The organism is Pseudomonas sp. Hz4 (assembly GCF_054898165.1).
In genome coordinates this window covers 1,759,896-1,783,977 of sequence record NZ_CM142719.1, presented here as the reverse complement: position 1 = coordinate 1,783,977, position 24,082 = coordinate 1,759,896, and the positions used below count along the sequence as shown (strand labels likewise).

Here is a 24,082-nt window from a genome sequence, read left to right as displayed (position 1 = left end):
GTCGGCTCTACATACCAATGGTTTTAACTTTGGACAGGGCGATGCTGCCCAGCCCGGCCAGATTGAGCATCAACTCACCGCCGGTCTGGCTGATGGTCACGCTGTTGACCGTTGCTGGCAGGTTGGTGATCAGCGATACCGCCTGGCTATCGATGGTCGTCGATGCCGCGAAGGAGTAAGTGCCCGACGTCAGGGTGTTACCCGCAGAGTCCTTGCCGTCCCAGATGAAGCTGGAATTGCCGGCTGCCTGAGCCCCTTGATCGATGGTGCGAATAAGCTTTCCCTCCGCGTCCGTGATCTTCACCGTAACTCCCGCCACCGACGCCGGGAGCACAACCTCACCGCTAAACGACTTCGAGGTATCGACCACGGCTTTGCTTCCCGGTGCGATGACCGAGCGCCCCACCAGCGACGAGGCTTGCAACGCCTGCGACGAGCTGTTGCTGGCGGCAATGTTGCTCACGGTGGTGTTGAGCGTAGTGATCCCTTCCAGGCTACTGAACTGCGCCAACTGAGCCACGAACTCACCGTTGTCCTGCGGTTCGAGCGGGTTCTGGTTTTTCAGCTGGGTTACCAGCAACTGCAGAAAAGCGTCCTTGCCCAGGGCCTTCTTGCCGGTGGCGCTGTTAGTCGCGGACGCCAGGCCATCGGCGCTGGTGTTGGTCTTGATCGAGGAATTGGCCAGGATGTCGTTGAGGCTCAAACTACTGGTGGTATCGGTAACACTCATCTGAGTCGCCCCTTATTACTGACCGAGGGTCAGGACCTTCTGCATCATGGTTTTGGCGGTGTTCATCATTTCGGCGTTGGTCTGGAACGAGCGGCTCGCGGAAATCATGTCGGCCATTTCTTCCACCACGTTGACATTTGGGTAGTAGACGTAGCCCTTGCCGTCGGCCGCCGGATGGTTCGGCTCGTAGCGCGCCTCAAGGTTGCTCTGGTCTTCGACCACGCCAAGCACTTGCACGCCTTGACCGGCCGCGTCCTGGCTCTGGAACAGCGAATCGCTGCCGCCGCTCTGACCGCCCTGGAACATGGTGGCAAATACCGGGTGCCGTGCACGGTAGGTCTGGTCGATGCTCGAGGAGACGGTCTCGGCGTTGGCGATGTTACTGGCGACGGTGTTCAAGCGAGTGGTCTGGGCACTCATGCCGCTACCGGCAATGTTGAAAACACTGGATAGAGACATGGCTTACTCTCCGCGCAGGGCTGATACCAGCCCTTTGAATTTGCTGTTGAGCAGGGTGAAGCTGGCCTGGAAGCCGACGGCGTTTTCCGCGTAGTTCGACTGCTCAAGCTGGGCGTCCACGGTGTTCTGGTCGATCGACGGTTGCATCGGCGTGCGATACAGCAGCGACTCGCCGCCATTGCCCAGGCCTTCGGCTTCGATATGACGGTTATTGGTCATGTTCAAGGCGAAAGAACCGCTTTTGGTTTTCTCGTTCTGCTCGGCGAGCACTTTCGAGAAGTCCAGATCCCGAGCCTTGTAGTTCGGGGTGTCGGCGTTGGCGATGTTGTTGGCCAGGACTTCGGCACGCTGAGCGCGGTAGCCCAGGGCTTGTTCGTGGATACCGAGCGCTTTATCGAAGCTGATGCTCATGTCGGGAAACCTTCGGGTGACCTGATTGTTCGTACTATGGACATAGCAAGCGTCGTGCCAATAAAAAAAAGGCTGTAAACCGGGGCTTTGCGGGCAATGGCAACGTGGCAATGCCAGAAAAGCGGCAACCGATTTCCGCCGCCTGCCGCTTTTCTGCCGCTCGCCTCCAAAATACGCAGGCAAAAAAAACGGGAGCCCCTGAGGACTCCCGTTTTTTTATACCGTCAACGAATCACTTTGCCTGGTAAATGATCCCCGGGCTGCACTGGACCATCTGGTAATGGTCCGGCAAACCGTTCAGCGCCTCGGAAGCACCGAGAAACAGATAACCGCCAGGCTTCAACGTGCTGTGGATGCGCAACAGGATGTCCTTCTTCACCTCGGCGGAGAAGTAGATCAGCACGTTGCGGCAGAACACGATATCGAACTTGCCGAGGCTCGCGTAGCTGTCCAGCAGGTTGAACGAGCGAAACTCCACCCGGCTCTTGATCGGCGCCTTGATCGCCCAGCGCCCCGGCCCTTTCGGGTCGAAGTAACGCTGAAGACGCTCGGGCGACAGACCACGGCCGATGGCCAGGCTGTCGTACTCGCCGGTCTTGCAGTTGGTCAGCATGGTGCCGGACAGGTCGGTGGCAACGATTTGCACGCCCATCTTCAACTGGCCCATGTTTACGCGCTCGAACTCATCGATCGACATCGACAGCGAATACGGTTCCTGACCCGACGAACACGCCGCCGACCAGATCCGCAGACGCTGGCCAGGGGCGGCCTTGATCGCGGCGGGCAGCACCTTGTTCTTCAAGACTTCAAACGGATAGGTGTCACGAAACCACAGGGTTTCGTTGGTAGTCATGGCATCCACCACCATCTCGCGCAAACCGCTGCGCGGCTGGGTCTGGATGCGCTGGACCAGCTCACCCAGGGACTTGATGCCTTGCAGTTCCATCAGTTTGTTGAGACGGCTCGAGACCAGGTATTGCTTGTTTTCACCGAGCAAAATGCCACAGGCTTTTTCCAGGAAGACCCGGAACTGTTCGAAATCCAAATTACCCGTAGACAAAGATACCGCCTCTTAAATCGTGTTAACTGCCAGGGGCAAAAGGCCCCTAGCTGATGTCTGCTGCTTTGATCCGGTTGACTACCCGGGATGCCAGGTCATCAGGACGGAATTTGGCAAGGAAGTCATCGGCACCGACCTTCTTGACCATCGCCTGATTGAATACACCCGACAACGAAGTATGCAGGATGATGTGAAGCTTTTGCATGCGAGGGTCGCTGCGGATCTCGGCCGTAAGGGTGTACCCGTCCATCTCCGGCATCTCGATGTCGGAAATCATCATCAGGAACTCTTCTTCCGGCTTCTTGCCCTCGTCGACCAGCTTGCGCAGGTAATCCAGCGCTTGCCGACCGTCGTTCAACGCCACCACTTCGACACCGACCGTCTGCAGGCAACGGGTCACCTGCTTGCGCGCCACCGATGAGTCATCGACCGTCAGTACTCGCAAGGAAAGCGCCTTGTGCTGGGTTTCGACATCCACCACGCCGACGGAAATCGCTTCCGGCGTCGGCGCCACTTCTGCCAGCACTTTCTCGACGTCGATGATTTCGACTAACTGATTGTCGACCCGAGTCACAGCCGTCAGGTAATGGTCGCGTCCCGTGCCCTTGGGTGGCGGATGAATCTCCTCCCAATTCATGTTGACGATGCGTTCTACCGATCGCACCAGGAAACCCTGAGTCTTGGTGTTGTACTCCGTGATAATCACGAAGGGATTGCTTTGATCTTTCAGCGCACCGGAACCGGTCGCCATCGCCAGATCAAGAATCGGAATGGTCGCCCCCCGAATACTTGCCACACCGCACACGACAGGACTGGATTTTGGCATCAGCGTCAGTTTGGGGCATTGCAGCACCTCCCGAACCTTGAACACGTTGATCCCATACAGCTGCTGGCCGTCAAGACGGAACAACAACAGCTCAAGGCGATTCTGCCCTACCAGTTGCGTGCGCTGGTTTACCGCATCCATTACACCAGCCATGCACAGACTCCTACACCAACGCTTAAGTGTTGCGACGCGCATTCATCACTAAACGGCACGGCGCTTGCTTTTTAACTCTTATGAACACAGAACCGACATTTTTCCGACGCCTGACATCAAATGCCCGCACATTAATGTGCGCGATGTCGGCCGTTTGCCTGTTCAACGCTGGCAGCCCTGCCCTTGCTGACGCGGTTACCTTGCCTGACATGCTTATCGGCGTCACCCAAGGCTTTCTTGAATTCACCGTAGAAGACTATCTGGCGACCAGTCAAACGCAAGGCCGCTACGAAATCCAGGTCAACCAGCTCGATCCACGCCTGCGCATGCCTATGTGCGACAAGGAATTGACAGCCACTCTGGAGAGTCCGGCCAAGCCGCTGGGCCGCGTTACCGTCAAGGTTCGCTGCGAGGGCGCGTCGCCCTGGACGGTGTTCGTACCTGCTCAAGTGCGCCTTTTTCGCGACATTGTGACCACCACCCGCCCGCTGCGACGCGCCGGAATCGTCGAGCCCGACGATGTGACCTTGCGCGAGCGCGACATCAGCCTGATCAACCAGGGTTACCTGACTTCTGTCGACCAGGCGATCGGGCAGAAACTTACCCGACCAATGGTCGCCGATCAGGTCATGACCCTGGTGCACATGGAACAGGCAGAAGTCATCAGCAAGGGCGATCAAGTGGTGATTACCGCCCGCAGCGGTACGCTCAGCGTGCGCATGCCGGGTGAAGCGCTGTCCAACGGCGGCTTGCGCGAACAGATTCGGGTGAAAAACCTCAATTCCCAGCGGGTGATCAAGGCGCAAGTTATCGCGCCCGGCCAGGTGGAAGTGTCCATGTAGAAATTTTTTCACGAGCTCTCTGCGGGTGAAGATGTGGCGCGCTGCTCGACTGTTCCCTAAACTGTGCCCCATGCAGGGCAAGCGCTGACGCGCGCAAGCTCATTGATAACTGGGCCTAAAGTTTTTCCGGGTATGGCCGAAAACATGGCAAGCGTCCAAATACCCAGAGGTTTTTTTATCATGGTCATCGATTTCAGCCGATTGAACAGTTCCTCGTCACTTACCGGCAGTACACGTACCAGCACCGCGAAGGAAACCGCCGAAACCGGCAAATCCGCGACGCTGAATACCCCGGCCGAACAGGCCAGTACCGTCAAAAGCGGGGAATCGGTACATCTCAGCAATGAGGCTCAACAGTTGCAGAAGGTCACTGACAAGCTGCGCGATCAGCCTGCCGTCGACAACGCCCGCGTGGCCGAGTTGAAAGCAGCGATTGCCGATGGCAGCTACAAAGTCGACAGCAACCGTGTAGCCAGCAAACTGCTCAACTTCGAAGCCCAGCGCTAGGCCAAGGCCTGCGCCAGGCTTTTGGACGCTTAAAACCCAAGGCCAGCCATGCACGACACTAATTTACTGCAACTGATCACCGACGATTTCGCCCCAGCACAGCACTTGCTGGAGTTACTGCAAACCGAGTCCCTCGCCTTGCACGGTCGTGACATGCCACTGCTCGAAGAGATTCTGGCGCAGAAGCAGGCATTGATCATTTTGCTCGATCAGCATGGCCGCAAGCGCAGTGAAATCCTCGCCAGCCTCAATCTGCCGACCAACCGCAACGGCCTGGAGCAACTCGCCAGCCATTCGAGCATTGGCGATCAGTTACTGGAGCAGAGCGATGTGCTGACCGATCTTCTGGCGCAGTGCCAGGCGGCCAACATCAAGAATGGCCAGTCGATTCTAGTGCAACAGGCCGCGACGGCCAATCAGCTGAAAATCCTCAACGGCGGCGAGCCGCCAGCGCTCTATGATGCACGCGGATCAACCTCCATGCTTGCGAAGCCGCGCGCGCTCAGTCAGGCTTGAGCCAGCCGAAAAGCAGCACTATCAAGACGCGAAACATGCTGGCAAAATGCTGGCCAGCCGTAGTCATATTTTGTCTGGAGATTGATGAACCGTGTTCAATGCCTTAAGCGCGGAAGATGCTCCGCAGCCACCCAAGGTGCTCACCACGCCCCTGGAGATCTCCGGCAACCTGCGTCAGCTGCAAGACAGCCATGATCCGCTGATCATCACGTTCCATGAGCGCAGCCAGCGCTTCCAGAGTTATCTGGTGGACGTTGACCGTGACAGCAACATGATGGCCCTGGACGAAATGATTCCCCGCGACGGTGAACGTTTCCTGCTGGCCGGCGAACCGTTCAAGGTCGAAGGCTTTCACGACGGCGTGCGTATTGCCTGGGAAAGCAACGGCCCGTTGACCATCGACGAATCCGGTGGCGGTCGCTGCTACCGTGGCGCACTGCCCTGCGAGGTGGTTTACCATCAGCGCCGTAATGCATTCCGCGCCGCATTGAAGCTGGCGCAACTGGTCAACGTCGATCTGGGTGGTGAAAAACTCAAGTCGCCAATCAGTGGCAAGCTCCTGGACATCTCGGCCACCGGCTGCAAGTTGCGCTTCGAAGGCGACATCACGGGCAGCCTGCAACTGGGTCAGGTCTACGACCGCTTCATCGCCGCCCTGCCCTTTGGCAACATGACGGCACCGGTCGAGTTGCGTTACCTGCACTTCGAAGAAAGGATCTCCATCACCTTCGCCGGCGTACGCTTTCACAACATGAGCGGGCTGGTGCAGCGGCAAGTCGAGCGGTTCGTCTATCAGCTTCAGCGCGAAGCACGGCGCTTCGACAAAGACGACATGTAAGACGACGCATCAATAGCAAACGGGCAGTCACTGCGGTGACTGCCCGTTTTTTTATGCATTTTAAGGCCTGGCCTCGGTGAAACTTTGCTCGCGCTCTGCGTCAGGGTCTTCTGGAGGTGGTTCCGTTTCGGTGTCCGGCTCGGGTTCCGGTTCCGGTTCCGGCTCGGGCTCGGGTTCCGGCTCCGGCTCCGGGTTGATCGGGTTGTGCATCTGCTCCTGCACCACCTGCTCATCGACACGCGGGTCAAGGCAAGCCACCAGTGGCGAACTCGACATGCTGTCCGGCATGGCGACGTGATGCAGCGGTGCATCGTCCACCTGATGCAGGTTGGTTACCGCTTTCGGGCGAATCCGCCACACCAGCACCAGCGCGAAAAAACTGAAGAAAGCATAGAGCATGTGGCTGCCGAACATTTTCATCAGTACCCCGGCCACCAACGGCCCGATGCTCGCGCCCACACCGTAGGTCACCAGCAACATCGCCGTCAGGGACACCCGCCGGTCACCCTCGACGTGGTCGTTGGAAAACGCCACTGCCAGTGGATACAGGCAGAACTGCACCAACGAACAGAAAAACCCGGCTATAAACAGCACCTCCAGCGGCACTTGCTTGATGATCGCCAGTGGCAATGCAGCCAGCGCCAGGCTAAATGCAAAACAACGGATCAACAGTGCCCGGTCATAACGATCGGACAGCCAACCCAGCGGCCACTGCACCACCAGACCGGCGAAAATGCAGCTACCCATGAACAGACCGACCTGCTCCGTGGACAAGCCTTGCTGCGAGGCGTACAGCGGCGCAAGGCCGTAGAACGAACCGACGATCAGCCCTGCCCCAAGCACCGTGCTCAACGATTGCGGCACGCGCTTGATAAAAAATCGCGGCTCCATCGGCGCGGGGTGCAACGCCGCCGGGTGAATCCGCTGGGTCAGGGCCACCGGCACCAGACACAGGGCAAAGCATAGAGCGACCAACATCAACAGTTCCAAGCCCAGCGACGGGTGCATGACCAGGATCAGTTGACCCAACACCAGCCCCAGGTACGAGGCGATCATGTAGCCGCTGAAAACGATGCCACGTTGCTTGGCTTCGGCCTGCTCATTGAGCCAGCTTTCGATGACCATGTACTGGCACATCATCCCGAGGCCGACGATGACCCGCAGGAAGATCCAGGCAGGCAACCAGTCCACCAGGCCATGGCCCAGCACCGCCGCGCCGACAATCCCGGCGCAGGCTGAATAGGCTCGAATATGCCCGACTCGGGCAATCAGCCGATGGCCGATCTTGCCACCCAGCACCAGGCCGAAATAGTTGGCCGCCATCAACGCACCGACCCACAGGCTGTCGACGCGGTCGGCGGCCAGGCGCAAGGCCAGGTAAGTACTCAACAAGCCAGAGCCGATCAACATCATCAGCGAGGCAAAATAAAGCGCTCGAAAGGGTTTCCAGATTTGGCGCATCGGCGTTCCGAGCGGCTCCTTGCAGTGAGAATCGGGCTACCCGAAAAGTAGCCCGAAGACGATGGAACGTCAGGCCTGAGCAGCCAGGACACGGCGCTCCCAGGGAGTAATTTCATCAAAGAAGCTGGTCAACTCCATAGTCTTCGAAGCGACGTAGCCTTCGATGAACTCCTTGCCAAACAGTTCCTTCGCCAATTGACTACGTTTCAGACGCTCAATAGCGGCATGCAAGGTACACGGCAACGATAGATTATCCGGCACTTCAAATTCGCCCTGGATCGCCTCGCTCGGCTCCAGTGTGTGTTCAATGCCATACAACCCTGCGGCGAGACTGGCGGCGATCGCCAGGTACGGATTTGCATCGGCCCCCGGCAAGCGGTTCTCGACCCGACGAGCGGCGGGTGAACTGGCCGGAATACGCAATCCGGCCGCACGGTTGTCGTGGGACCAGCAGGCATTATTCGGCGATGCGAAGGGATGACACAAGCGCTGATAAGAGTTCACGTTCGGCGCGAACAGCGCCGTGAAATCCGCCATGCCGGCCTGCTGACCCGCGATGAAATGACGGAAGGTCGCGGTCGGCTCACCGGCCTTGTCACTGAACACGTTACGCCCGCTGCCGATCTCGACAATGCTCTGGTGAATATGCATCGAACTGCCCGGCGTGTGCGCCAGCGGCTTGGCCATGCAGACCACGGTCAGGCCATGCTTGAGCGCGACTTCTTTAAGCAGATGCTTGAACAGGAAAGTCTGGTCGGCCAACAGCAGCGGGTCGCCGTGCAGCAGGTTGATCTCAAACTGGCTGACGCCCATTTCATGCATGAAGGTATCGCGCGGCAAACCCAGGGCCGCCATGCATGCGTAGACTTCACTGAAGAACGGCCGCAAGCCGTTATTGGAACTGACACTGAACGCCGAAAGACCGTCTTCGCGACGACCGTCCAGACCCAGTGGCGGCTGGAACGGTTGAGTAGGGTCGGTGTTAGGCGCAAAGACAAAGAATTCCAGCTCGGTCGCCACTACCGGCGCCAGGCCGAGGGCCGCATAACGCGCGATTACGGCCTTGAGTTGACCACGGGTGGACAGAGACGAGCTTTCGCCGGTCAGCTCATCCGCATCGCAAATGGCCAAGGCTCGCGGCTGTGTGCTCCAGGGCAAGCGATGGATCTGTGCGGGATCGGGCACCAGCGCCAGGTCACCATCATCGCTGCCGTAAAAGCGCGCTGGCGGATATCCGCCCATGATGCATTGCAGCAGCACCCCCCGCGCCATCTGCAAACGCCGCCCTTCGAGAAAGCCTTCGGCGGTCATTACCTTGCCACGGGGTACGCCATTCAAGTCCGGCGTGACACATTCAATCTCATCAATGCCCGTCAATCGCTCCGCGAGTGAACAATGGCCATCGGTTGTCATGACGCAATCCTTTTTGTTATGCAAGCCGCGAACGGCGACGCGTACAAAATAGGCTCCACCTGTTCGGAATATCAAGCAGCGGCCAACAAAAAGAACCGGTCAGGGCAGATAGAGGTTGAACACTGCGCCACCCAACGGGCCGCCATTACTGATGTCGGTGCGTCCGCCCACGCCATTGCGCTGATGAAGTGCGGCAATCCGCCCTGCAAAGTACAGGCCCAGGCCAGTGCTTCCGCTGCTGTGGTTGATGCCCTGCACGTAATCGGCCTGACGCTCGATCATCTCGGGTGGATAACCCTCACCATCGTCGTTGACGGTCAGCACCCATTGCCCGGCTTCATCGCTGACGCTGATCAACACCGCGTGGCGGGCGTAACGAATGGCGTTGTTGATGCTATTGGCCAGCACCGACGCAATCAGCTCCCGGTCGAAGAAGCCCAGCGGGCTCAACGGGTCCACTTCATAGGTCGCCATAATGCCGCGACTGGCGAACACGTCTTGATGCGCCGCCAGTTGCGCTTCGATGAAATCATCCAGCTCATGGTAGGCCGGTTGCAACGGCATCTGGTTGACGCCGAGTTTATACAGCCCCAGCAACTGCACCAGCATGCCATTGAGATGCGCGAACTCGAATTCGATCACGCCCTGCTCCGGGGTGTGCTGCTGCGGATCCGGCAAGCGCGCCAACCATTGGCTGTGGGCCTGCATCAGCATGGCCAGGGAGTTCTTCATGTCGTGCACGGTGGAGGCAATCACCGTGGAAAAATCGAGTGCCTGTTCGCTGTCGTTCATTCGCCAAACGCCTTGCTTCGCAGCTTCTGATAACGGGAATAACGCGCATCGGTGTCAGGCATCAGGCCGACCATTTTCAGGCAGGCCCGACATTCCTCCAGCTCCGCCGAAGGCACACTGGTGTCGGTGCCGTGCAGCAGCGACTGCGCCATGTTCAGCGCGATACTGATGTTTTTCGGCTGCATCGCCAGGGCTTTGCGGAACACCTGCCGCGCGTCCACCAGGTTGCCGGTCTTGTATACCCGCACGCCCTGACGGTTGAGGTCGGCAGCGGCGTTGCCGGAATTGAGAATGCTCGGATCGTCGGTCAGCTTGGCGATCCCCTTCATCACCGCCGGGTCGTCGCCGTAGATTTCCGCGCAGTTTTTCAGCATCGAGGCACCGGCGCTGGCCTGCCCAAGCATCTGCAGTTGCTTGGCCACCAGCAGCGCCGCTTCGGCACTCATGAACTGCTCCATGCCATCGAGGCGCATCATTGCCTGCTCGGTGAGCTTCTCGGCGGTTTCGGCATCGTTAAGCAGCAGGCTGGTGGCTTTCATCAGCCGCGCACGAATCTGCAGACCTGGATCGGTAGGGTTTTCCTTGGCCACCGCACTCAGCGTCGTATTGATTTCCAGGCGGGTCCGGGTATCCAGGCCTTTTTCGCTACCTTTGCTGATCAAGGCGTGGGCCAGGCCCAGGTTGCTCTCCGCATCCTTGAAACGTGACTGCGCGCCCTGCGCAACGGCCTGACGATAGGCTTTGGAGGCGGTGTCAAAATCTTCATTGGCCATCGCCAACTTGCCCAGCAGCGCTTGCCGACGCACCGCCAGCGGCGACAGTCGAATCGCCTCCTCCAATACGTTCTGGGCAGCCTTGGAGTCTCCTTCAGCGACCAACACATCGGCCATGCCGTCATAGAGCGCCGGCATCATCGGGAACACTTTCAGGGCTTTTTCGTAGACGCCCTTGGCCTGAACGACCTGGCCGCGCTTGAACAGCAATTTGCCCAGACCAGCAAACGCCCACGGCAAAGGCCGATCAGCAATGATGCTGTCGTAGAGACGCTCCAGCGCCTCGTTCTGATTCAGGTCGCGCAGGGCATCGGCGCGATAGCGCAGGCACAACGGCGAGTAGCGGATGTCTTGCTTGCACAAGGCGATGCAGGCATTGAGCACTTCAACCGGCTTGCCCCGGTCAAGGGCTTGCAGGATCGGCTTGAGCAACGTCTTGCGTTGCTCCAGCCGCTCCAGACGTTGAGCCAGGCCGGAACGGTTGAACGGTTTCGTCAGGTACGCATCGGGTTCGTGTTCCAACGCACTGAGCACCATTGCCTGACTGGTCTCGGCGGTGACCATGACGAACACGGCTTCATGACTGATCAGCTTCTCGATCATCAGGTCTTCAAGCACCTGCTGACCGTTCTTCTTGCCATCCCCCAAGTGAAAGTCCTGCAGGATGAAATCGTAGGCCTTCTGCGAACACATACGCAGCGCCTGTTCACCGGTGTCGGCGGTGTCGACATCCTTGACGCCCAGCTCGCGCAGCATGGACCTGACGGAACTGCGGAAATCCGAGAAATCATCGACGATCAAAAAACGCTTTTGGTGGTACGACAGCATCGAAGATTTCCAGGCAATTGAAGAGGATGAACCGAGGGCATTTTCGGGCGCGCTGATGATAGCCGGAGGCCACCGTTATCAAACGATTTCGTGCGAGTCTGAAGTGACCATTTGGGTTATCGGCCGGATCAACAGTTCTCTTGAAGAAAGGGCGCTGCATTTATTTGTGCACAAAAAAGCCCCACCAGATCACTCTGAGTGGGGCTTCAAATATATGGTGTCCCAGGGCAGGTTCGAACTGCCAGCCTTCCCCTTAGGAGGGGGATGCTCTATCCAATTGAGCTACTGAGACACTGGTCGACCACGAAGAAAACGCGTTGCGATGGACGGCGTGCATGTTAACGGGCAGGCCTGCGTTTGTCATGTCGTCCGTTGGCTTTTTAAGTGTAGGCACACGCCTTGCCGAGGCGTAGCTTTGTTTACCGTGCAAATTGCATCAGCGTAAAAAGTGATCATTGCAAAATGCAATGCAAACACCTCGCACAAATAACTTAATACATTGCTTTTAAAGCGTTTAATTGCCGCTAGACTCTTGGCATGCGGGCTGCTTGAGCTGTGCTCACAGAACAACGGAGGCCAGCCTCATGAACAGCGCCCTTTTACTCTCGAACGCGATCGCCCTGGCGATTCTGTTGGGCTTTCCATTTGTCCCCGAGAGCGGTGCTGAGCCAGTTGCCCAACGCGTGCCTCATTACCTTCAAATGCAAAAGACGCCTCAATTGGCGGTTATGAGCGATGCGCGCAGCTTTGTCAGCCAAGAGGTGAGCCTGGAAGGCATCCTGCTGCCAGCTCAGTCTTCCGAACGTTTGGTATTTTGAATGACCCCATCAGGAGCACCGCATGTCCAAATCAGCCGCTGGATTTTTCATCCTCGCCTTACTGAGCGGCATTCTTCATCTATCAGTGGTCCAGGACACGGTCGTTACCTTGCCCCTGATCGCCTGCGGCGTATTCGGTGCGCTATTTGTGCTGGCACTGATTGCCGGGCGCAAGATCAAGTTCGATCCGGTACTGCGTTAACCCTCAACAGGTTCAGCAGATTGGCAACTGTGGTGGCCAGTTCGCCTGAATTGTCGAGTCGATGGAGCTGAGTGCCACCAACTGAACCCGCTGCCGTGAATAACCCATTGCGATGGAGCCTCGCTTCAATCTCCGCAAGACTCTCGCGACCACGGCGCAGCAATCGTTCTCGCAGGACTTTATTCTTGACCGTCAACAGAACCGGCAACAGGGTTGGATATCGGTGCAGCGCCTCAGCCAGATGGCCGCGGGAGCCGTTGACGAGGACATGTCGACCGTCATTGAGCCATTGATCTATTTCGATCGGAATACCGTAATCCAAGCCATTGGCGTTCCAGCACAGCGCGAAATCGCCCTCGAATCTGTGTCGCTCGAACGCTTCCCGGGAAACCCCGATCGCATCCTCACCCACTGATTCGGCCGACCGCGTGATGAACCGACGCACCACATCACAATTGAGCATCTGCAAAGGTTCTCGAGCGGCTTCGATGAGACTGTCTTTGCCGGACCCAGAAGGCCCCATCAAGTAGATCAGCCTGCCATCCATCCTGAAATAGCCTCCCACTGCACGCCTGCCCCTAGTAAATCGGCCATTTGCCACTATCCTGTACAAATAGGGAACACTGATCGAATCCGCACAGCATGCACCTTCAGGCGTCTTCGGACATCACCTGTCGGCCAAGAGGATGCGATCAGTCAAACGGACCAGAGCAATCTTTTCAAACCAGTCCGCATTTCTGATAATCGGTGCTGGCATAAAGCCTTTATCCAGTTCAATATTTGTCACAGAATTGACGCCAATGAACTGGCTGCTTTGAGGCATGATGCGAGCCCCTATCAATTCAGGTTGAACATTTGGCCAGAGCGCTTGTCCTAACAGACATCCTGCGGCCAATCCCGAGAACCGCTCCCCTGAACTAACCGGTTAAATATATGCGCCCATTGAAACAGGCAATTTATTCCAGCCGTACGGCTGACAAGTTCGTCGTACGTCTGCCAGACGGAATGCGTGAACGCATTGCCGAGGTGGCTCGCAATCATCATCGCAGCATGAACTCCGAAATCATCGCGCGCCTTGAGCAGAGCCTTATTCAGGAAGGCGCGCTGGGCGAAGAATTGAGCATGCGCCTGGACAGCCCGGAGCTGTCATTGCACGAACGTGAACTGCTGCAACGCTTCCGCCAACTCTCCCACCGTCAGCAGAACGCTCTTGTTTCGCTGATTGCGCATGATGCCGAAATGGCCGCAGACGCTTCCTGATTCATTCCGAACACTCAAGCCAGCTTAATCGCTGGCTTTTTTTTGCCTGAAATTCGGGCATAAAAAAACTCGCTGATTGGCGTAATGCTGTTCATTTAAGGTTGGGGTACATATCCGTTTCTGCGGTCACGGCTGCTGGCGGTTTCGCTTTTACAGCGAGTCACTTTCGAAAAGCGCGAAAGTAACCAAAGCGCTTTGCCCCGCCATTCGGTGCCTCGCTTAGGCTCGGCATGCCCTCACTCCGGCATTGCTCCGGGGGCCCGCCGCCATCGGCCATCCATGGCCGGGGGCGGCTACCGCGGCATCCTTGCCGCGGTGCCCCCTGCGCAACGCCTGCGTTCGGCCTCTGGGAAAAGGGGCGGCAGATCTGAAGCCAAAGTAAAGCAACAGCAACGGCAAGATCAAAAGATCACAGCCTCGCTTCGCTCACGGCTCCTATAGGGAAATGCGTTCACTTGAAGCCAGGCCGGCCGGTAGGCCGCCTCGCTTTGGTTTTTGCGGTACCCGCCCCCTCGAGAGGCCGAGTGGAGGTTCTGCGCAGTGGGCAACCCGGCATGGATGCCGGGTTAGCCGCCCCCGGCCATGGATGGCCGATGGCGGCGGGCCCACGGAGCAGGACCGGAGCGAGGGCATGCCGAGCCTGAGCGAGGCACCGAACGTCAGGGGCAGGAGCCCTTGGTTACTTGGGGCTTCTCCAAGTGACTCGCTGTAAAAGCGAAACCGCCCTCAGCCATCACCTAAATGACGGATATACCCCAAATCAAAGCCCCCAATCAGCCCCCACCACCAATGTGTAGGTCCGCCTGAAGCCCCGAGCCTAAGTGAACAGCATTAAGCCGATTGGCGGGTTTTTAACGTCAGCACGTCAGAGCAGGAAGATTGTCGCCAGCCCGAGAAAGATGAAGAATCCGCCACTGTCCGTCATGGCGGTGATCATCACACTGGCGCCCATCGCCGGATCGCGCCCCAGCCGCGCCAGGGTCATGGGAATCAACACGCCCGCCAGTGCCGCCAGCAACAGGTTAAGCGTCATGGCGGCCGTCATCACCACACCCAGAGACCAACTGCCATACAGCAGGTAGGCGACCACGCCGATCACACCGCCCCAGACCAGGCCATTGATCAGACCTACCGCCAATTCCTTGCGCATCAGGCGCGAAGTATTGCCGGTGCTGACCTGATCCAGCGCCATGGCCCGAACAATCATGGTGATCGTCTGGTTACCCGAGTTGCCACCGATACCGGCCACGATCGGCATCAATGCCGCCAGCGCCACCAGTTTCTCGATGGAGCCTTCGAAAAGACCGATCACCCTGGATGCGATAAACGCGGTGATCAGGTTCACGGCCAACCAGGCCCAACGGTTACGCAGGGATTTCCAGACTGATGCAAAAATATCTTCTTCTTCGCGCAGACCCGCCATGTTGAGAACTTCGTTTTCGCTCTCTTCACGAATCAGGTCGACCATTTCATCAATGGTCAGACGGCCGATCAACTTGCCGTTCTTGTCGACCACAGGCGCCGAGATCAAGTCGTAACGTTCGAACGCCTGAGCAGCGTCATAGGCGTCTTCGTCCGGGTGAAAACTCACCGGGTCGCTGGCCATGACTTCAGAAACCTGTTTTTCCGGGTCGTTTACCAGCAAACGCTTGATTGGCAACACGCCCTTGAGGACACCGTCGTAATCGACCACGAACAATTTGTCCGTGTGGCCCGGCAGCTCCTTGAGGCGGCGCAGGTAACGCAAAACCACTTCGAGACTGACGTCCTCACGGATCGTCACCATCTCGAAGTCCATCAGCGCACCGACCTGTTCCTCATCGTAGGACAACGCAGAGCGTACGCGCTCACGCTGTTGACCATCGAGGGTTTCCATCAGCTCGTGAACGACGTCTCGCGGCAGCTCGGAGGCCAGGTCAGCAAGTTCATCGGCGTCCATGTCCTTGGCCGCAGCCAGGAGCTCGTGATCGTCCATGTCGGCGATCAGCGTTTCACGAACCGAATCGGATACTTCGAGCAGAATGTCGCCGTCGCGATCGGCCTTGACCAATTGCCAGAGCATCAGACGATCGTCCAGCGGCAAGGCTTCAAGGATGTAGGCGACGTCGGCGGAGTGCAAATCATCGAGCTTGCGTTGCAACTCGACGAGGTTTTGCCGGTGAACCAGGTTTTCGACCCGGTCGTGATGCGGACCTTCCTGGCGATGAGTCAGGTCTTCGACCACCCGCTGACGCTGCAGCAGCTCAACAACTTGAGCGAGGCGGTCCTGCAAGCTTTCCTGCGTTTTCTTTACTTCAACTTCAGACATAGGCGAACTCCACTCCCAGCAGCGGGGCACGCCGGAAGGATCAATCAGTCAATTCATGATTGGAAAAACGGGATACTGAGTCACTACTGGGTAAGTCCATGGAGGTATTCCACAAGCCCCGGCGGGGCTGACGGGCGCAATGATACACCGCCCGACGGTTTTAATCGTTAAAAAATCGTGGCTGAAACAAGCGCTTGCAAGACAAACTTGAGCGCTGTCCTGAGTCGTCAAATTGCGACGACTCATCCTGAAAAAAAACACACCACAGCCAAAAAATGTAGCGACTACCCTTGAGATGGACCGTCATGGAGGACGTTTAATGCCATCGAATGCACATTATTTTTTATTGATCGCCCTGCTCTGCCCCTCGCCCTGGGCGCTGGCCACGACCGTTCACCGCTGCGAAGCGGCCAACGGGCGCATTACCTTCACTACGTTGAGCTGTGCGGCCGGAGACAGCCTTTCGCTTCAGGATGTGCGCACCTTCACGCCAGGCAGCACGACTGCTCTTATGCCGGAAGCCGAGATTCGTGAAACATCAGGCATGAAAATAAAAAGGAGAGATCCGACTGTCGTCGGCCGGACCGAGGACAAATGTGGAAACCTGATCAGCGCCAGGGAACGCCGCGAAGCCATCATCAATCAGCGGGTTGTCGCCGGCATGAGTCAACAGGACGTCGAGAGCGCCCTTGGCAAGCCAGACAAGATCAGTATTCGTAATTCAGCGACGAGCTACCGTTACGACACCAAGCGAGGTCGTAGCGCACACGTCGAGTTCGATGAGAAAGGATGCACCAAAGGAAAAGCCAAATCCCAGACGGCAAAAAGCCCGCGTTAAACGCAGGCTTTTTGGTGTTTGGTGCACTCGACAGGATTCGAACCTGTGACCGCTCGGTTCGTAGCCGAGTACTCTATCCAGCTGAGCTACGAGTGCATTTGTGTTTTTATACCAGATCACAACTGGTTGAAGCCAAGTCATTCACATTGCTGCAAACAACTCTTAAATGGTGCACTCGACAGGATTCGAACCTGTGACCGCTCGGTTCGTAGCCGAGTACTCTATCCAGCTGAGCTACGAGTGCATTTGTTGCCGCGCATTATAGGCCGTTGAATCTTTTTGTAAAGCGCTTTTTCTAGTAATTTCAACAACTTACCGAAGAAACCAGATTACAACGTACTACGCAAATAATGGCGGAGAACGGGGGATTCGAACCCCCGACACCCTTTTGAGGTGTACTCCCTTAGCAGGGGAGCGCCTTCGGCCACTCGGCCAGCTCTCCGCAACACGGGGCGTATGTTAACCAGCTTCTTCCCCGTTTGCAAACATAAAAAACGATAAAAATTAATGGCTTGGTTCTTCGTCCTTCTCTTTCTTTATACGCAGGTAAATTTCCTCACGGTGGACAGCAACCTCTTTCGGGGCGTTGACACCGATGCGCACTTGATTTCCTTTGACGCCGAGCACGGTCACGGTGATTTCGCCATCACCAATAATCAGGCTTTCTGCGCACCGACGAGTCAGAATCAGCATACCTTTCTCCTCACGCATTTCATTTCAGGGACAACAGTCTGCAAAAAAAGGCACTCGACCTACAACCGGAGCGATCGCAGCCCTACATGCCTGAGTATTGACTAGCGCGAGCAAAAGAACAGCTTCGGGTCGCACCATTCAAAAAAACAAAGGGCGCGGTCAGGCCGCGCCCTTGCAAACGCATCACTCGCCCTGACGGGCCGGCGCGTCCAGTTCGAAAGCCGTGTGCAGAGCGCGCACAGCCAGTTCCAGATACTTCTCTTCGATCACTACGGAGACTTTGATCTCCGAGGTCGAGATCATCTGGATGTTGATGCTTTCCTTGGCCAGGGATTCGAACATGCGGCTGGCCACGCCTGCGTGGGAACGCATGCCGACACCGACGATCGACACCTTGGCTATCTTGATATCACCAACGACTTCACGGGCACCGATCTCGCGAGCGGTGTTTTCCAGCACGGTTTGCGCTGCCTGGAAGTCATTGCGGTGCACGGTGAAGGTGAAGTCGGTGGTGTTATCGTGCGCAACGTTCTGCACGATCATGTCGACTTCGATGTTCGCGCCGCTGATCGGGCCGAGAATCTTGAATGCAACGCCCGGGGTGTCTGGCACGCCACGGATGGTCAGCTTGGCTTCATCGCGGTTGAAAGCGATGCCGGAAATGATCGGCTGTTCCATGGTTTCCTCTTCATCAATAGTAATGAGGGTGCCCGGACCCTCCTTGAAGCTGTGCAGTACGCGCAGCGGAACGTTGTACTTACCGGCGAATTCCACCGCACGGATCTGCAACACCTTGGAACCGAGGCTGGCCATTTCCAGCATCTCTTCGAAGGTAATCTTGTCCAGGCGCTGAGCCACGGACACCACACGCGGGTCGGTGGTGTAGACGCCGTCGACATCGGTGTAGATCTGGCATTCGTCAGCCTTCAAGGCTGCCGCCAGTGCCACACCGGTGGTGTCGGAACCGCCACGACCGAGGGTGGTGATGTTGCCGTGTTCGTCGACGCCCTGGAAACCGGCAACAACGACCACACGACCGGCCTTCAGGTCACCGCGAATCTTCTGTTCATCAATCTGCAAGATACGCGCTTTGTTGTGAGCGCTGTCCGTCAGAATCCGCACCTGACTGCCTGTGTAAGACACCGCTGGCACGCCGCGCTTGATCAGCGCCATGGCCAACAGCGCAATCGTCACCTGCTCACCGGTGGAGACGATCACATCCAGCTCACGAGGAACCGGTTGGCCGTCGCCACTGATTTGCTTGGCCAGATCGATCAGACGGTTGGTTTCACCGCTCATTGCAGACAGCACAACCACCAGGTCATCGCCGGCCTCGCGGAATTTCTTAACCTTGTCGGCGACCTGCTCGATTCTCTCGACAGTGCCGACCGAGGTGCCTCCAAATTTCTGTACGATCAAAGCCATTTCAAAGCCGCCTCTGCCCATGAAGGGCGCCCAAATAATCACTCAAACAGCGATAAGGCCCGCCACTAGACTGCGGGCCGGACACACTGCCTTATAAACCCTGCTCTACAAATGGAACAGTCAGGGCCAATGCCGCATCCAGTGCGCCAGCGTCTACACCACCGCCCTGCGCCATGTCTGGACGACCACCGCCCTTCCCGCCCACTGCCGCAGCGGCTTGCTTCATCAAATCACCGGCTTTGAGTTGGCCAGTCAGGTCTTTGGTTACGCCTGCAACCAGAACGACCTTTTCCTCATGGACACTGCCGAGCAGGATCACTGCGCGGCCGAGTTTGTTTTTCAGTTGATCGACCAGCGCCAGCAGCGCCTTGCCGTCCTGACCGTCCAGACGCACGGCCAGCACTTTCACGCCTTTGACGTCCAGGGCGCAAGCCGACAGATCGTCGCCCGCCGCGCTGGCAGCCTTGGCCTGCAACTGCTCGAGTTGCTTCTCCAGCAGACGGTTGCGCTCCAGCACAGCCGACAGCTTGTCGATCAGGTTGTCGCGGCTACCCTTGACCAGGTTGGCCGCTTCCTTGAGTTGTTCTTCAGCAGCGTTCAAGTATGCCAGCGCCGCGGCGCCGGTGACCGCTTCGATACGACGCACGCCGGAAGCCACACCGCCTTCGCTGATGATTTTCAGCAGACCGATGTCGCCGGTACGGCTGGCGTGGATACCACCGCACAGCTCGACGGAGAAATCGCCGCCCATGCTCAGCACGCGCACATTGTCGCCGTACTTCTCGCCGAACAGCGCCATGGCGCCCTTCTGCTTGGCGGTTTCGATATCGGTTTCTTCGGTTTCAACTTCGGAGTTCCTGCGAATCTCGGCGTTGACGATGTCTTCCAGCGCCTTCAACTGCTCAGGTTTGATGGCTTCGAAGTGGCTGAAGTCAAAGCGCAGGCGCTGACTGTCGACCAACGAGCCTTTCTGCTGAACGTGCTCGCCCAGCACCTGACGCAATGCCGCGTGCAGCAAGTGAGTCGCCGAGTGGTTCAACGAAGTCGCGTGACGCACTTCAGCATCAACATGCGTCTCTACCGGCGCACCGATGGTCAGGCTGCCCGACGCCAGCACGCCGTGATGCAAGAAGGCGCCACCCGTTTTGGTGGTATCGCGCACGTCGAAACGGCTGCTGCCGACTTGCAGATAGCCGCAATCGCCGATCTGGCCGCCAGACTCAGCATAGAAAGGCGTCTGATTGAGAACAATCACGCCCTCTTCGCCTTCACTTAATACGTCGACCGACCGGCCTTCTTTATAGATAGCGACAATTTTGGCCGAACCAATGGTGGCCTTGTAGCCGGTGAACTCGGTCGCCACGTCAACTTTGACCAGCGTGTTGTAGTCCAGGCCGAACGAGCTGGCCGAACGCGCCCGCACACGCTGGGCTTCCATTTCGCGCTCGAAGCCGGCTTCGTCGACCGTCAGGTTGCGTTCGCGAGCGATGTCAGCGGTCAAGTCCATCGGAAAACCGTAGGTGTCATACAGCTTGAACACCACGTCGCCCGGCACCACGGTGCCTTTAAGTTCCAGCAGATCCTGCTCGAGAATCTTCAGGCCGTGCTCCAGGGTCTTGGAGAACTGCTCTTCTTCGGCCTTGAGCACGCGCTCGATATTGGCCTGTTGCTGCTTGAGTTCCGGGAAGGCTTCGCCCATCTCGGCAACCAGCGCCGCGACGATCTTGTAGAAGAAGCTACCGGTCGCGCCCAGCTTGTTACCGTGACGGCAAGCGCGACGAATGATCCGGCGCAGTACATAGCCGCGGCCTTCGTTGGATGGCAATACGCCGTCGGCAATCAGGAAACCGCACGAACGGATGTGGTCGGAGACAACCTTGAGCGAAGACTGGTCATCGTTGCTGCAGCCAATCGCCTTGGCCGAAGCGCTCAGCAGGTTCTTGAACAGATCGATTTCATAGTTGGAGTGAACATGCTGCATCACCGCACTGATCCGCTCCAGGCCCATGCCGGTGTCTACCGACGGCGCTGGCAGCGGGTGCAACACGCCGTCGGCGGTACGGTTGAACTGCATGAACACGTTGTTCCAGATCTCGATGTAACGGTCGCCATCTTCTTCTGGCGAACCCGGTGGGCCGCCCCAGATGTGGTCGCCGTGATCGTAGAAAATCTCGGTGCAAGGGCCGCACGGGCCGGTATCGCCCATGGTCCAGAAGTTGTCAGACGCGTACGGCGCGCCCTTGTTGTCGCCGATGCGAATCATGCGCTCGGCTGGCACACCGATTTCTTGGGTCCAGATGTCATAGGCCTCGTCATCCGAGGCATAGACCGTTACCCACAGTTTTTCCTTGGGCAGTTTCAGGACACCGGTCAGGAAGGTCCAGGCGTAGGTGATCGCGTCGTGCTTGAAATAATCGCCGAAGCTGAAGTTACCCAGCATTTCAAAAAACGTGTGGTGACGAGCGGTATAACCGACGTTTTCCAAGTCACTGTTCTTGCCACCGGCACGCACGCATTTCTGGCTGCTTGTCGCACGGGTGTACGCGCGCTTTTCCTGGCCCAGGAAGCAGTCCTTGAACTGGTTCATCCCCGCGTTAGTGAACAGCAGGGTTGGGTCGTTGCCCGGAATCAAAGAGCTGGAGGCTACACGGGTGTGCCCTTGCTCTTCGAAGAAGCGAAGGAAGGCTTCACGGATTTCTGCGCTTTTCATTAGGTTCTTCCACGGAGGCTGCGGCCAAAGGCCTGTGCGAAACGTCAACAGACGAAGCGACGGCAAAGGGCCGCATTATATCGGCGTTAGTGACCAGGTACAGTGTGTTTGTACGTTACAAACAGTCAATTGGTCCGCTAACTCGGTCAGTTGCGAGAAAAGTCGACGAATGTCGCGACGACCTGCTCGATTTGAGCGCGGTTGACGTCCATGTGCGTGACCATGCGCAGGCGGCCGGCAGCGCTGAGTTTGATGCCCCGCTCGGCGGCAAAGGTCTTGATGGCTTCGGCCTTGTCGCCCATCGCCACGTAAACCATGTTGGTCTGCACCGGCTCGACCTCGTAACCCGCGGCTCGCAGGCCTTCGGCCATCAATTGGGCATTGGCGTGGTCGTCGGCCAGACGCTGAACATTATTATCCAGCGCGTATAAACCTGCCGCCGCCAGAATTCCGGCCTGGCGCATACCGCCGCCGACCATCTTGCGCAGACGCCGCGCCTTGCCGATCAACTCGGCCGAACCACACAGCACCGAACCGATCGGCGCGCCCAGGCCCTTGGACAGGCAGACCGAGACGGAATCGAAATACTGAGTGATCTCTCGGGCATCGATACCCAGCTTGACCGCCGCGTTGTACAGCCGCGCGCCGTCAAGGTGCAACGCCAGCCCGTGCTCACGGGTGAAACTGCGGGCCCGGGCCAGATATTCCAACGGCAGGACTTTGCCCTGCATGGTGTTTTCCAGTGCCAGCAGACGGGTGCGGGCGAAGTGAAAGTCATCCGGTTTGATCGCGGCCGCGACGTGCGCCAGGTCCAGCGAACCATCCGCCTGCACCTCCAGTGGCTGCGGCTGGATCGAACCGAGCACCGCTGCACCGCCGCCTTCATACTTATAAGTGTGAGCCTGCTGGCCGACGATGTACTCGTCACCGCGTTCGCAATGGGCCATCAAGCCCAGCAGATTGCTCATGGTGCCCGTCGGAACGAACAGCGCCGCCGCAAAACCCAACTGATCTGCAAGCTCGGCTTCGAGACGATTGACCGTCGGATCTTCACCGTAAACGTCATCACCGGTGGCTGCTGCGGCCATCGCGTCGAGCATCCCTGCGGTCGGTTGGGTGACGGTGTCGCTGCGAAGATCGATAACGCTCATGAATCTGGCCTCGGTAAGCAGGGGAAATCCCTTTCAGTAAGGAATTACTGCGGTCACGCCGACGAATAATCAACCCTTGAGTAGGAAAAGGTTTTTGAACTGACGAAAAAGTCGATAGCAATCATCAGATAGCAGCAATGCATAGGTGAGAAATATGTGTTAAAAAAGCTTCGCCGCCTAACAATCTGGCGGCAAAACGTTCTCAGGGCGGGGTGCAACTCCCCACCGGCGGTAATTGCGCGCAATGCGCATAGCCCGCGAGCGCTTGGCGACAGGCACGGCAATGGCTGTGATGGCGGCAAGGTCAGCAGACCCGGTGTGATCCCGGGGCCGACGGTCATAGTCCGGATGAAGAGAGAACGGGATTGGCGCCAAAGGGCCGTCCGCAGGAATTCGTGCGAGCGTGCGTACCCTTAAATCCCTTTCGATTCATATGCCCTGTTTTTTACATAAACAGGAGTCAGAACATGCAACCCACCGCAATCGATAGCAAAAGCAAAAACCATCAGGGCGAGCGCGTTGCGTTCATCCAGGCCTGCTGGCACAAAGAAATCGTCGATCAGAGCCGTAAGGGCTTTGTGGCCGAAATGATTGCTCAGGGTTATCAGGAGTCGGAGATCGACTTCTTCGAAGTCGGCGGCGCCTTTGAAATTCCGCTGCACGCCAAGCTGCTGGCCAAGTCCGGTCGTTATGCCGGCATCGTCGCGGCAGGCCTGGTGGTCGACGGCGGGATCTACCGCCACGAATTCGTCGCCCAGTCGGTAATCAGCGGCCTGATGCAAGTTCAACTGGAAACCGAAGTGCCGGTGTTCTCGGTAGTCCTGACCCCGCACCACTTCCATGCCGGCGAAGAACATCAGAAATTCTTCTTCGAGCATTTCGTGCATAAAGGCCAGGAAGCGGCGAAGACGTGTGCGGATACACTGCACAAGATGCGTGCATTGCGTCGTAATGAGCCTCGTGCGGTAGCCGTCTAAACAGCAAAACCTGTGGGAGCGAGCTTGCTCGCGATGACGGACTGTCAGTCGACGACTGTGTTGACTGATACACCGCTATCGCGAGCAAGCT

General features: G+C 57.7%; 25 protein-coding genes, 4 tRNA genes and 1 riboswitch. Of the genes, 9 read left to right on the top strand and 20 right to left on the bottom strand.

The genetic code is table 11. From position 1 onward, the window contains the following. Window positions 1-7 precede the first annotated feature (7 nt). From flgD to ACYZTR_RS07965, 5 genes are all read right to left on the bottom strand, one after another. Window positions 8-730, bottom strand: a complete 723-nt coding sequence (flgD, locus tag ACYZTR_RS07985) for a flagellar hook assembly protein FlgD (RefSeq protein WP_461977830.1) — start codon at window positions 728-730, stop codon at window positions 8-10. A 15-nt stretch (window positions 731-745) separates the two neighbouring features. Beyond that, window positions 746-1,189 (bottom strand): flagellar basal body rod protein FlgC, encoded by a 444-nt coding sequence (gene flgC / locus ACYZTR_RS07980; RefSeq protein ID WP_282375622.1) that lies wholly within the window; start codon window positions 1,187-1,189, stop codon window positions 746-748. A gap of 3 nt (window positions 1,190-1,192) precedes the next feature. After that, entirely contained in the window at window positions 1,193-1,600 is a 408-nt protein-coding gene (gene flgB / locus ACYZTR_RS07975) for a flagellar basal body rod protein FlgB (RefSeq protein ID WP_461977828.1), read from the bottom strand. Between the two features lie 232 nt (window positions 1,601-1,832). Beyond that, window positions 1,833-2,660 carry a protein-glutamate O-methyltransferase CheR gene (gene cheR, locus ACYZTR_RS07970; protein WP_461977826.1) on the bottom strand — a complete coding sequence of 276 codons (828 nt, stop codon included), beginning with the start codon at window positions 2,658-2,660 and terminating at the stop codon, window positions 1,833-1,835. 46 nt (window positions 2,661-2,706) lie between these two features. Next, window positions 2,707-3,639 carry a chemotaxis protein CheV gene (locus ACYZTR_RS07965; protein WP_282375618.1) on the bottom strand — a complete coding sequence of 311 codons (933 nt, stop codon included), beginning with the start codon at window positions 3,637-3,639 and terminating at the stop codon, window positions 2,707-2,709. Between the two features lie 80 nt (window positions 3,640-3,719). On the opposite strand from ACYZTR_RS07965, the gene flgA reads away from it, so the two are divergent. From flgA to ACYZTR_RS07945, 4 genes are all read left to right on the top strand, one after another. After that, a complete protein-coding gene (gene flgA, locus ACYZTR_RS07960; protein WP_461977824.1) occupies window positions 3,720-4,481 on the top strand; it encodes a flagellar basal body P-ring formation chaperone FlgA in 762 nt (253 codons plus the stop codon). 180 nt (window positions 4,482-4,661) lie between these two features. Then, window positions 4,662-4,988, top strand: coding sequence for a flagellar biosynthesis anti-sigma factor FlgM (flgM, locus tag ACYZTR_RS07955; protein ID WP_461977822.1), 327 nt, complete (start codon window positions 4,662-4,664; stop codon window positions 4,986-4,988). A 48-nt stretch (window positions 4,989-5,036) separates the two neighbouring features. After that, the gene (locus tag ACYZTR_RS07950) at window positions 5,037-5,504 is read left to right on the top strand and encodes a flagella synthesis protein FlgN (RefSeq protein WP_461977820.1); all 468 of its coding nucleotides are present in this window, start codon (window positions 5,037-5,039) and stop codon (window positions 5,502-5,504) included. A gap of 91 nt (window positions 5,505-5,595) precedes the next feature. Further along, the gene (locus tag ACYZTR_RS07945; RefSeq protein WP_461977818.1) at window positions 5,596-6,342 is read left to right on the top strand and encodes a flagellar brake protein; all 747 of its coding nucleotides are present in this window, start codon (window positions 5,596-5,598) and stop codon (window positions 6,340-6,342) included. Between the two features lie 60 nt (window positions 6,343-6,402). On the opposite strand, the gene ACYZTR_RS07940 is transcribed toward ACYZTR_RS07945, so the two are convergent. The 5 genes from ACYZTR_RS07940 to ACYZTR_RS07920 form a co-directional block, all read right to left on the bottom strand. Beyond that, window positions 6,403-7,803 carry an MFS transporter gene (locus ACYZTR_RS07940; RefSeq protein WP_461977816.1) on the bottom strand — a complete coding sequence of 467 codons (1,401 nt, stop codon included), beginning with the start codon at window positions 7,801-7,803 and terminating at the stop codon, window positions 6,403-6,405. 69 nt (window positions 7,804-7,872) lie between these two features. Further along, entirely contained in the window at window positions 7,873-9,114 is a 1,242-nt protein-coding gene (locus ACYZTR_RS07935) for a glutamine synthetase family protein (RefSeq protein WP_461979618.1), read from the bottom strand. A gap of 201 nt (window positions 9,115-9,315) precedes the next feature. Further along, entirely contained in the window at window positions 9,316-10,008 is a 693-nt protein-coding gene (locus ACYZTR_RS07930; protein WP_461977814.1) for a sensor histidine kinase, read from the bottom strand. After that, the gene (locus ACYZTR_RS07925; RefSeq protein ID WP_461977812.1) at window positions 10,005-11,609 is read right to left on the bottom strand and encodes a response regulator; all 1,605 of its coding nucleotides are present in this window, start codon (window positions 11,607-11,609) and stop codon (window positions 10,005-10,007) included. The genes ACYZTR_RS07930 and ACYZTR_RS07925 overlap by 4 nt, the downstream gene beginning before the upstream one ends. Window positions 11,610-11,824: 215 nt before the next feature. After that, window positions 11,825-11,901 (bottom strand) — tRNA-Arg (locus tag ACYZTR_RS07920). A 292-nt stretch (window positions 11,902-12,193) separates the two neighbouring features. Between ACYZTR_RS07920 and ACYZTR_RS07915 the strand changes: the two genes are divergently transcribed. Next, window positions 12,194-12,427, top strand: coding sequence for a hypothetical protein (locus ACYZTR_RS07915; protein WP_461977810.1), 234 nt, complete (start codon window positions 12,194-12,196; stop codon window positions 12,425-12,427). Between the two features lie 22 nt (window positions 12,428-12,449). Next, window positions 12,450-12,629, top strand: coding sequence for a PA3371 family protein (locus ACYZTR_RS07910; RefSeq protein WP_074879199.1), 180 nt, complete (start codon window positions 12,450-12,452; stop codon window positions 12,627-12,629). Here the strand turns inward: ACYZTR_RS07910 and phnN are convergent. Together phnN and ACYZTR_RS07900 are read right to left on the bottom strand one after the other, a co-directional pair. Continuing rightward, complete coding sequence (gene phnN, locus ACYZTR_RS07905) at window positions 12,604-13,176, bottom strand: phosphonate metabolism protein/1,5-bisphosphokinase (PRPP-forming) PhnN (protein WP_461977808.1); 573 nt, start codon at window positions 13,174-13,176, stop codon at window positions 12,604-12,606. The two genes, ACYZTR_RS07910 and phnN, sit on opposite strands and share 26 nt — an antisense overlap. Window positions 13,177-13,296: 120 nt before the next feature. Continuing rightward, a complete protein-coding gene (locus ACYZTR_RS07900; protein WP_461977806.1) occupies window positions 13,297-13,452 on the bottom strand; it encodes a hypothetical protein in 156 nt (51 codons plus the stop codon). Window positions 13,453-13,562: 110 nt separating this feature from the next. Between ACYZTR_RS07900 and ACYZTR_RS07895 the strand changes: the two genes are divergently transcribed. Then, window positions 13,563-13,889, top strand: a complete 327-nt coding sequence (locus ACYZTR_RS07895) for an Arc family DNA-binding protein (protein ID WP_003178899.1) — start codon at window positions 13,563-13,565, stop codon at window positions 13,887-13,889. Window positions 13,890-14,754: 865 nt separating this feature from the next. Here the strand turns inward: ACYZTR_RS07895 and mgtE are convergent. After that, window positions 14,755-16,197, bottom strand: coding sequence for a magnesium transporter (gene mgtE, locus ACYZTR_RS07890; protein WP_461977802.1), 1,443 nt, complete (start codon window positions 16,195-16,197; stop codon window positions 14,755-14,757). 319 nt (window positions 16,198-16,516) lie between these two features. Here mgtE and ACYZTR_RS07885 point away from each other — a divergent pair, with 319 nt between their 5' ends. Continuing rightward, window positions 16,517-17,035, top strand: coding sequence for a cell envelope protein SmpA (locus ACYZTR_RS07885; RefSeq protein WP_461977800.1), 519 nt, complete (start codon window positions 16,517-16,519; stop codon window positions 17,033-17,035). Between the two features lie 19 nt (window positions 17,036-17,054). Here the strand turns inward: ACYZTR_RS07885 and ACYZTR_RS07880 are convergent. The 7 genes from ACYZTR_RS07880 to ltaE form a co-directional block, all read right to left on the bottom strand. After that, a tRNA-Arg gene (locus ACYZTR_RS07880) sits at window positions 17,055-17,131 on the bottom strand. Between the two features lie 71 nt (window positions 17,132-17,202). Beyond that, window positions 17,203-17,279: transfer RNA gene (locus tag ACYZTR_RS07875), tRNA-Arg, on the bottom strand. Window positions 17,280-17,386: 107 nt separating this feature from the next. After that, window positions 17,387-17,477, bottom strand: a tRNA-Ser gene (locus ACYZTR_RS07870). Between the two features lie 62 nt (window positions 17,478-17,539). Continuing rightward, complete coding sequence (gene csrA / locus ACYZTR_RS07865; protein ID WP_002554426.1) at window positions 17,540-17,728, bottom strand: carbon storage regulator CsrA; 189 nt, start codon at window positions 17,726-17,728, stop codon at window positions 17,540-17,542. A 183-nt stretch (window positions 17,729-17,911) separates the two neighbouring features. Next, window positions 17,912-19,153, bottom strand: coding sequence for an aspartate kinase (locus tag ACYZTR_RS07860; RefSeq protein WP_461977798.1), 1,242 nt, complete (start codon window positions 19,151-19,153; stop codon window positions 17,912-17,914). 91 nt (window positions 19,154-19,244) lie between these two features. Beyond that, window positions 19,245-21,863, bottom strand: a complete 2,619-nt coding sequence (gene alaS / locus ACYZTR_RS07855; RefSeq protein WP_461977796.1) for an alanine--tRNA ligase — start codon at window positions 21,861-21,863, stop codon at window positions 19,245-19,247. 146 nt (window positions 21,864-22,009) lie between these two features. Then, window positions 22,010-23,014 carry a low-specificity L-threonine aldolase gene (gene ltaE / locus ACYZTR_RS07850; protein WP_461977794.1) on the bottom strand — a complete coding sequence of 335 codons (1,005 nt, stop codon included), beginning with the start codon at window positions 23,012-23,014 and terminating at the stop codon, window positions 22,010-22,012. Between the two features lie 194 nt (window positions 23,015-23,208). Continuing rightward, a riboswitch (FMN riboswitch) is annotated at window positions 23,209-23,379 on the top strand. Between the two features lie 102 nt (window positions 23,380-23,481). On the opposite strand from ltaE, the gene ACYZTR_RS07845 reads away from it, so the two are divergent. After that, window positions 23,482-23,991 (top strand): 6,7-dimethyl-8-ribityllumazine synthase, encoded by a 510-nt coding sequence (locus ACYZTR_RS07845; protein WP_461977792.1) that lies wholly within the window; start codon window positions 23,482-23,484, stop codon window positions 23,989-23,991. Window positions 23,992-24,082: the final 91 nt, after the last annotated feature.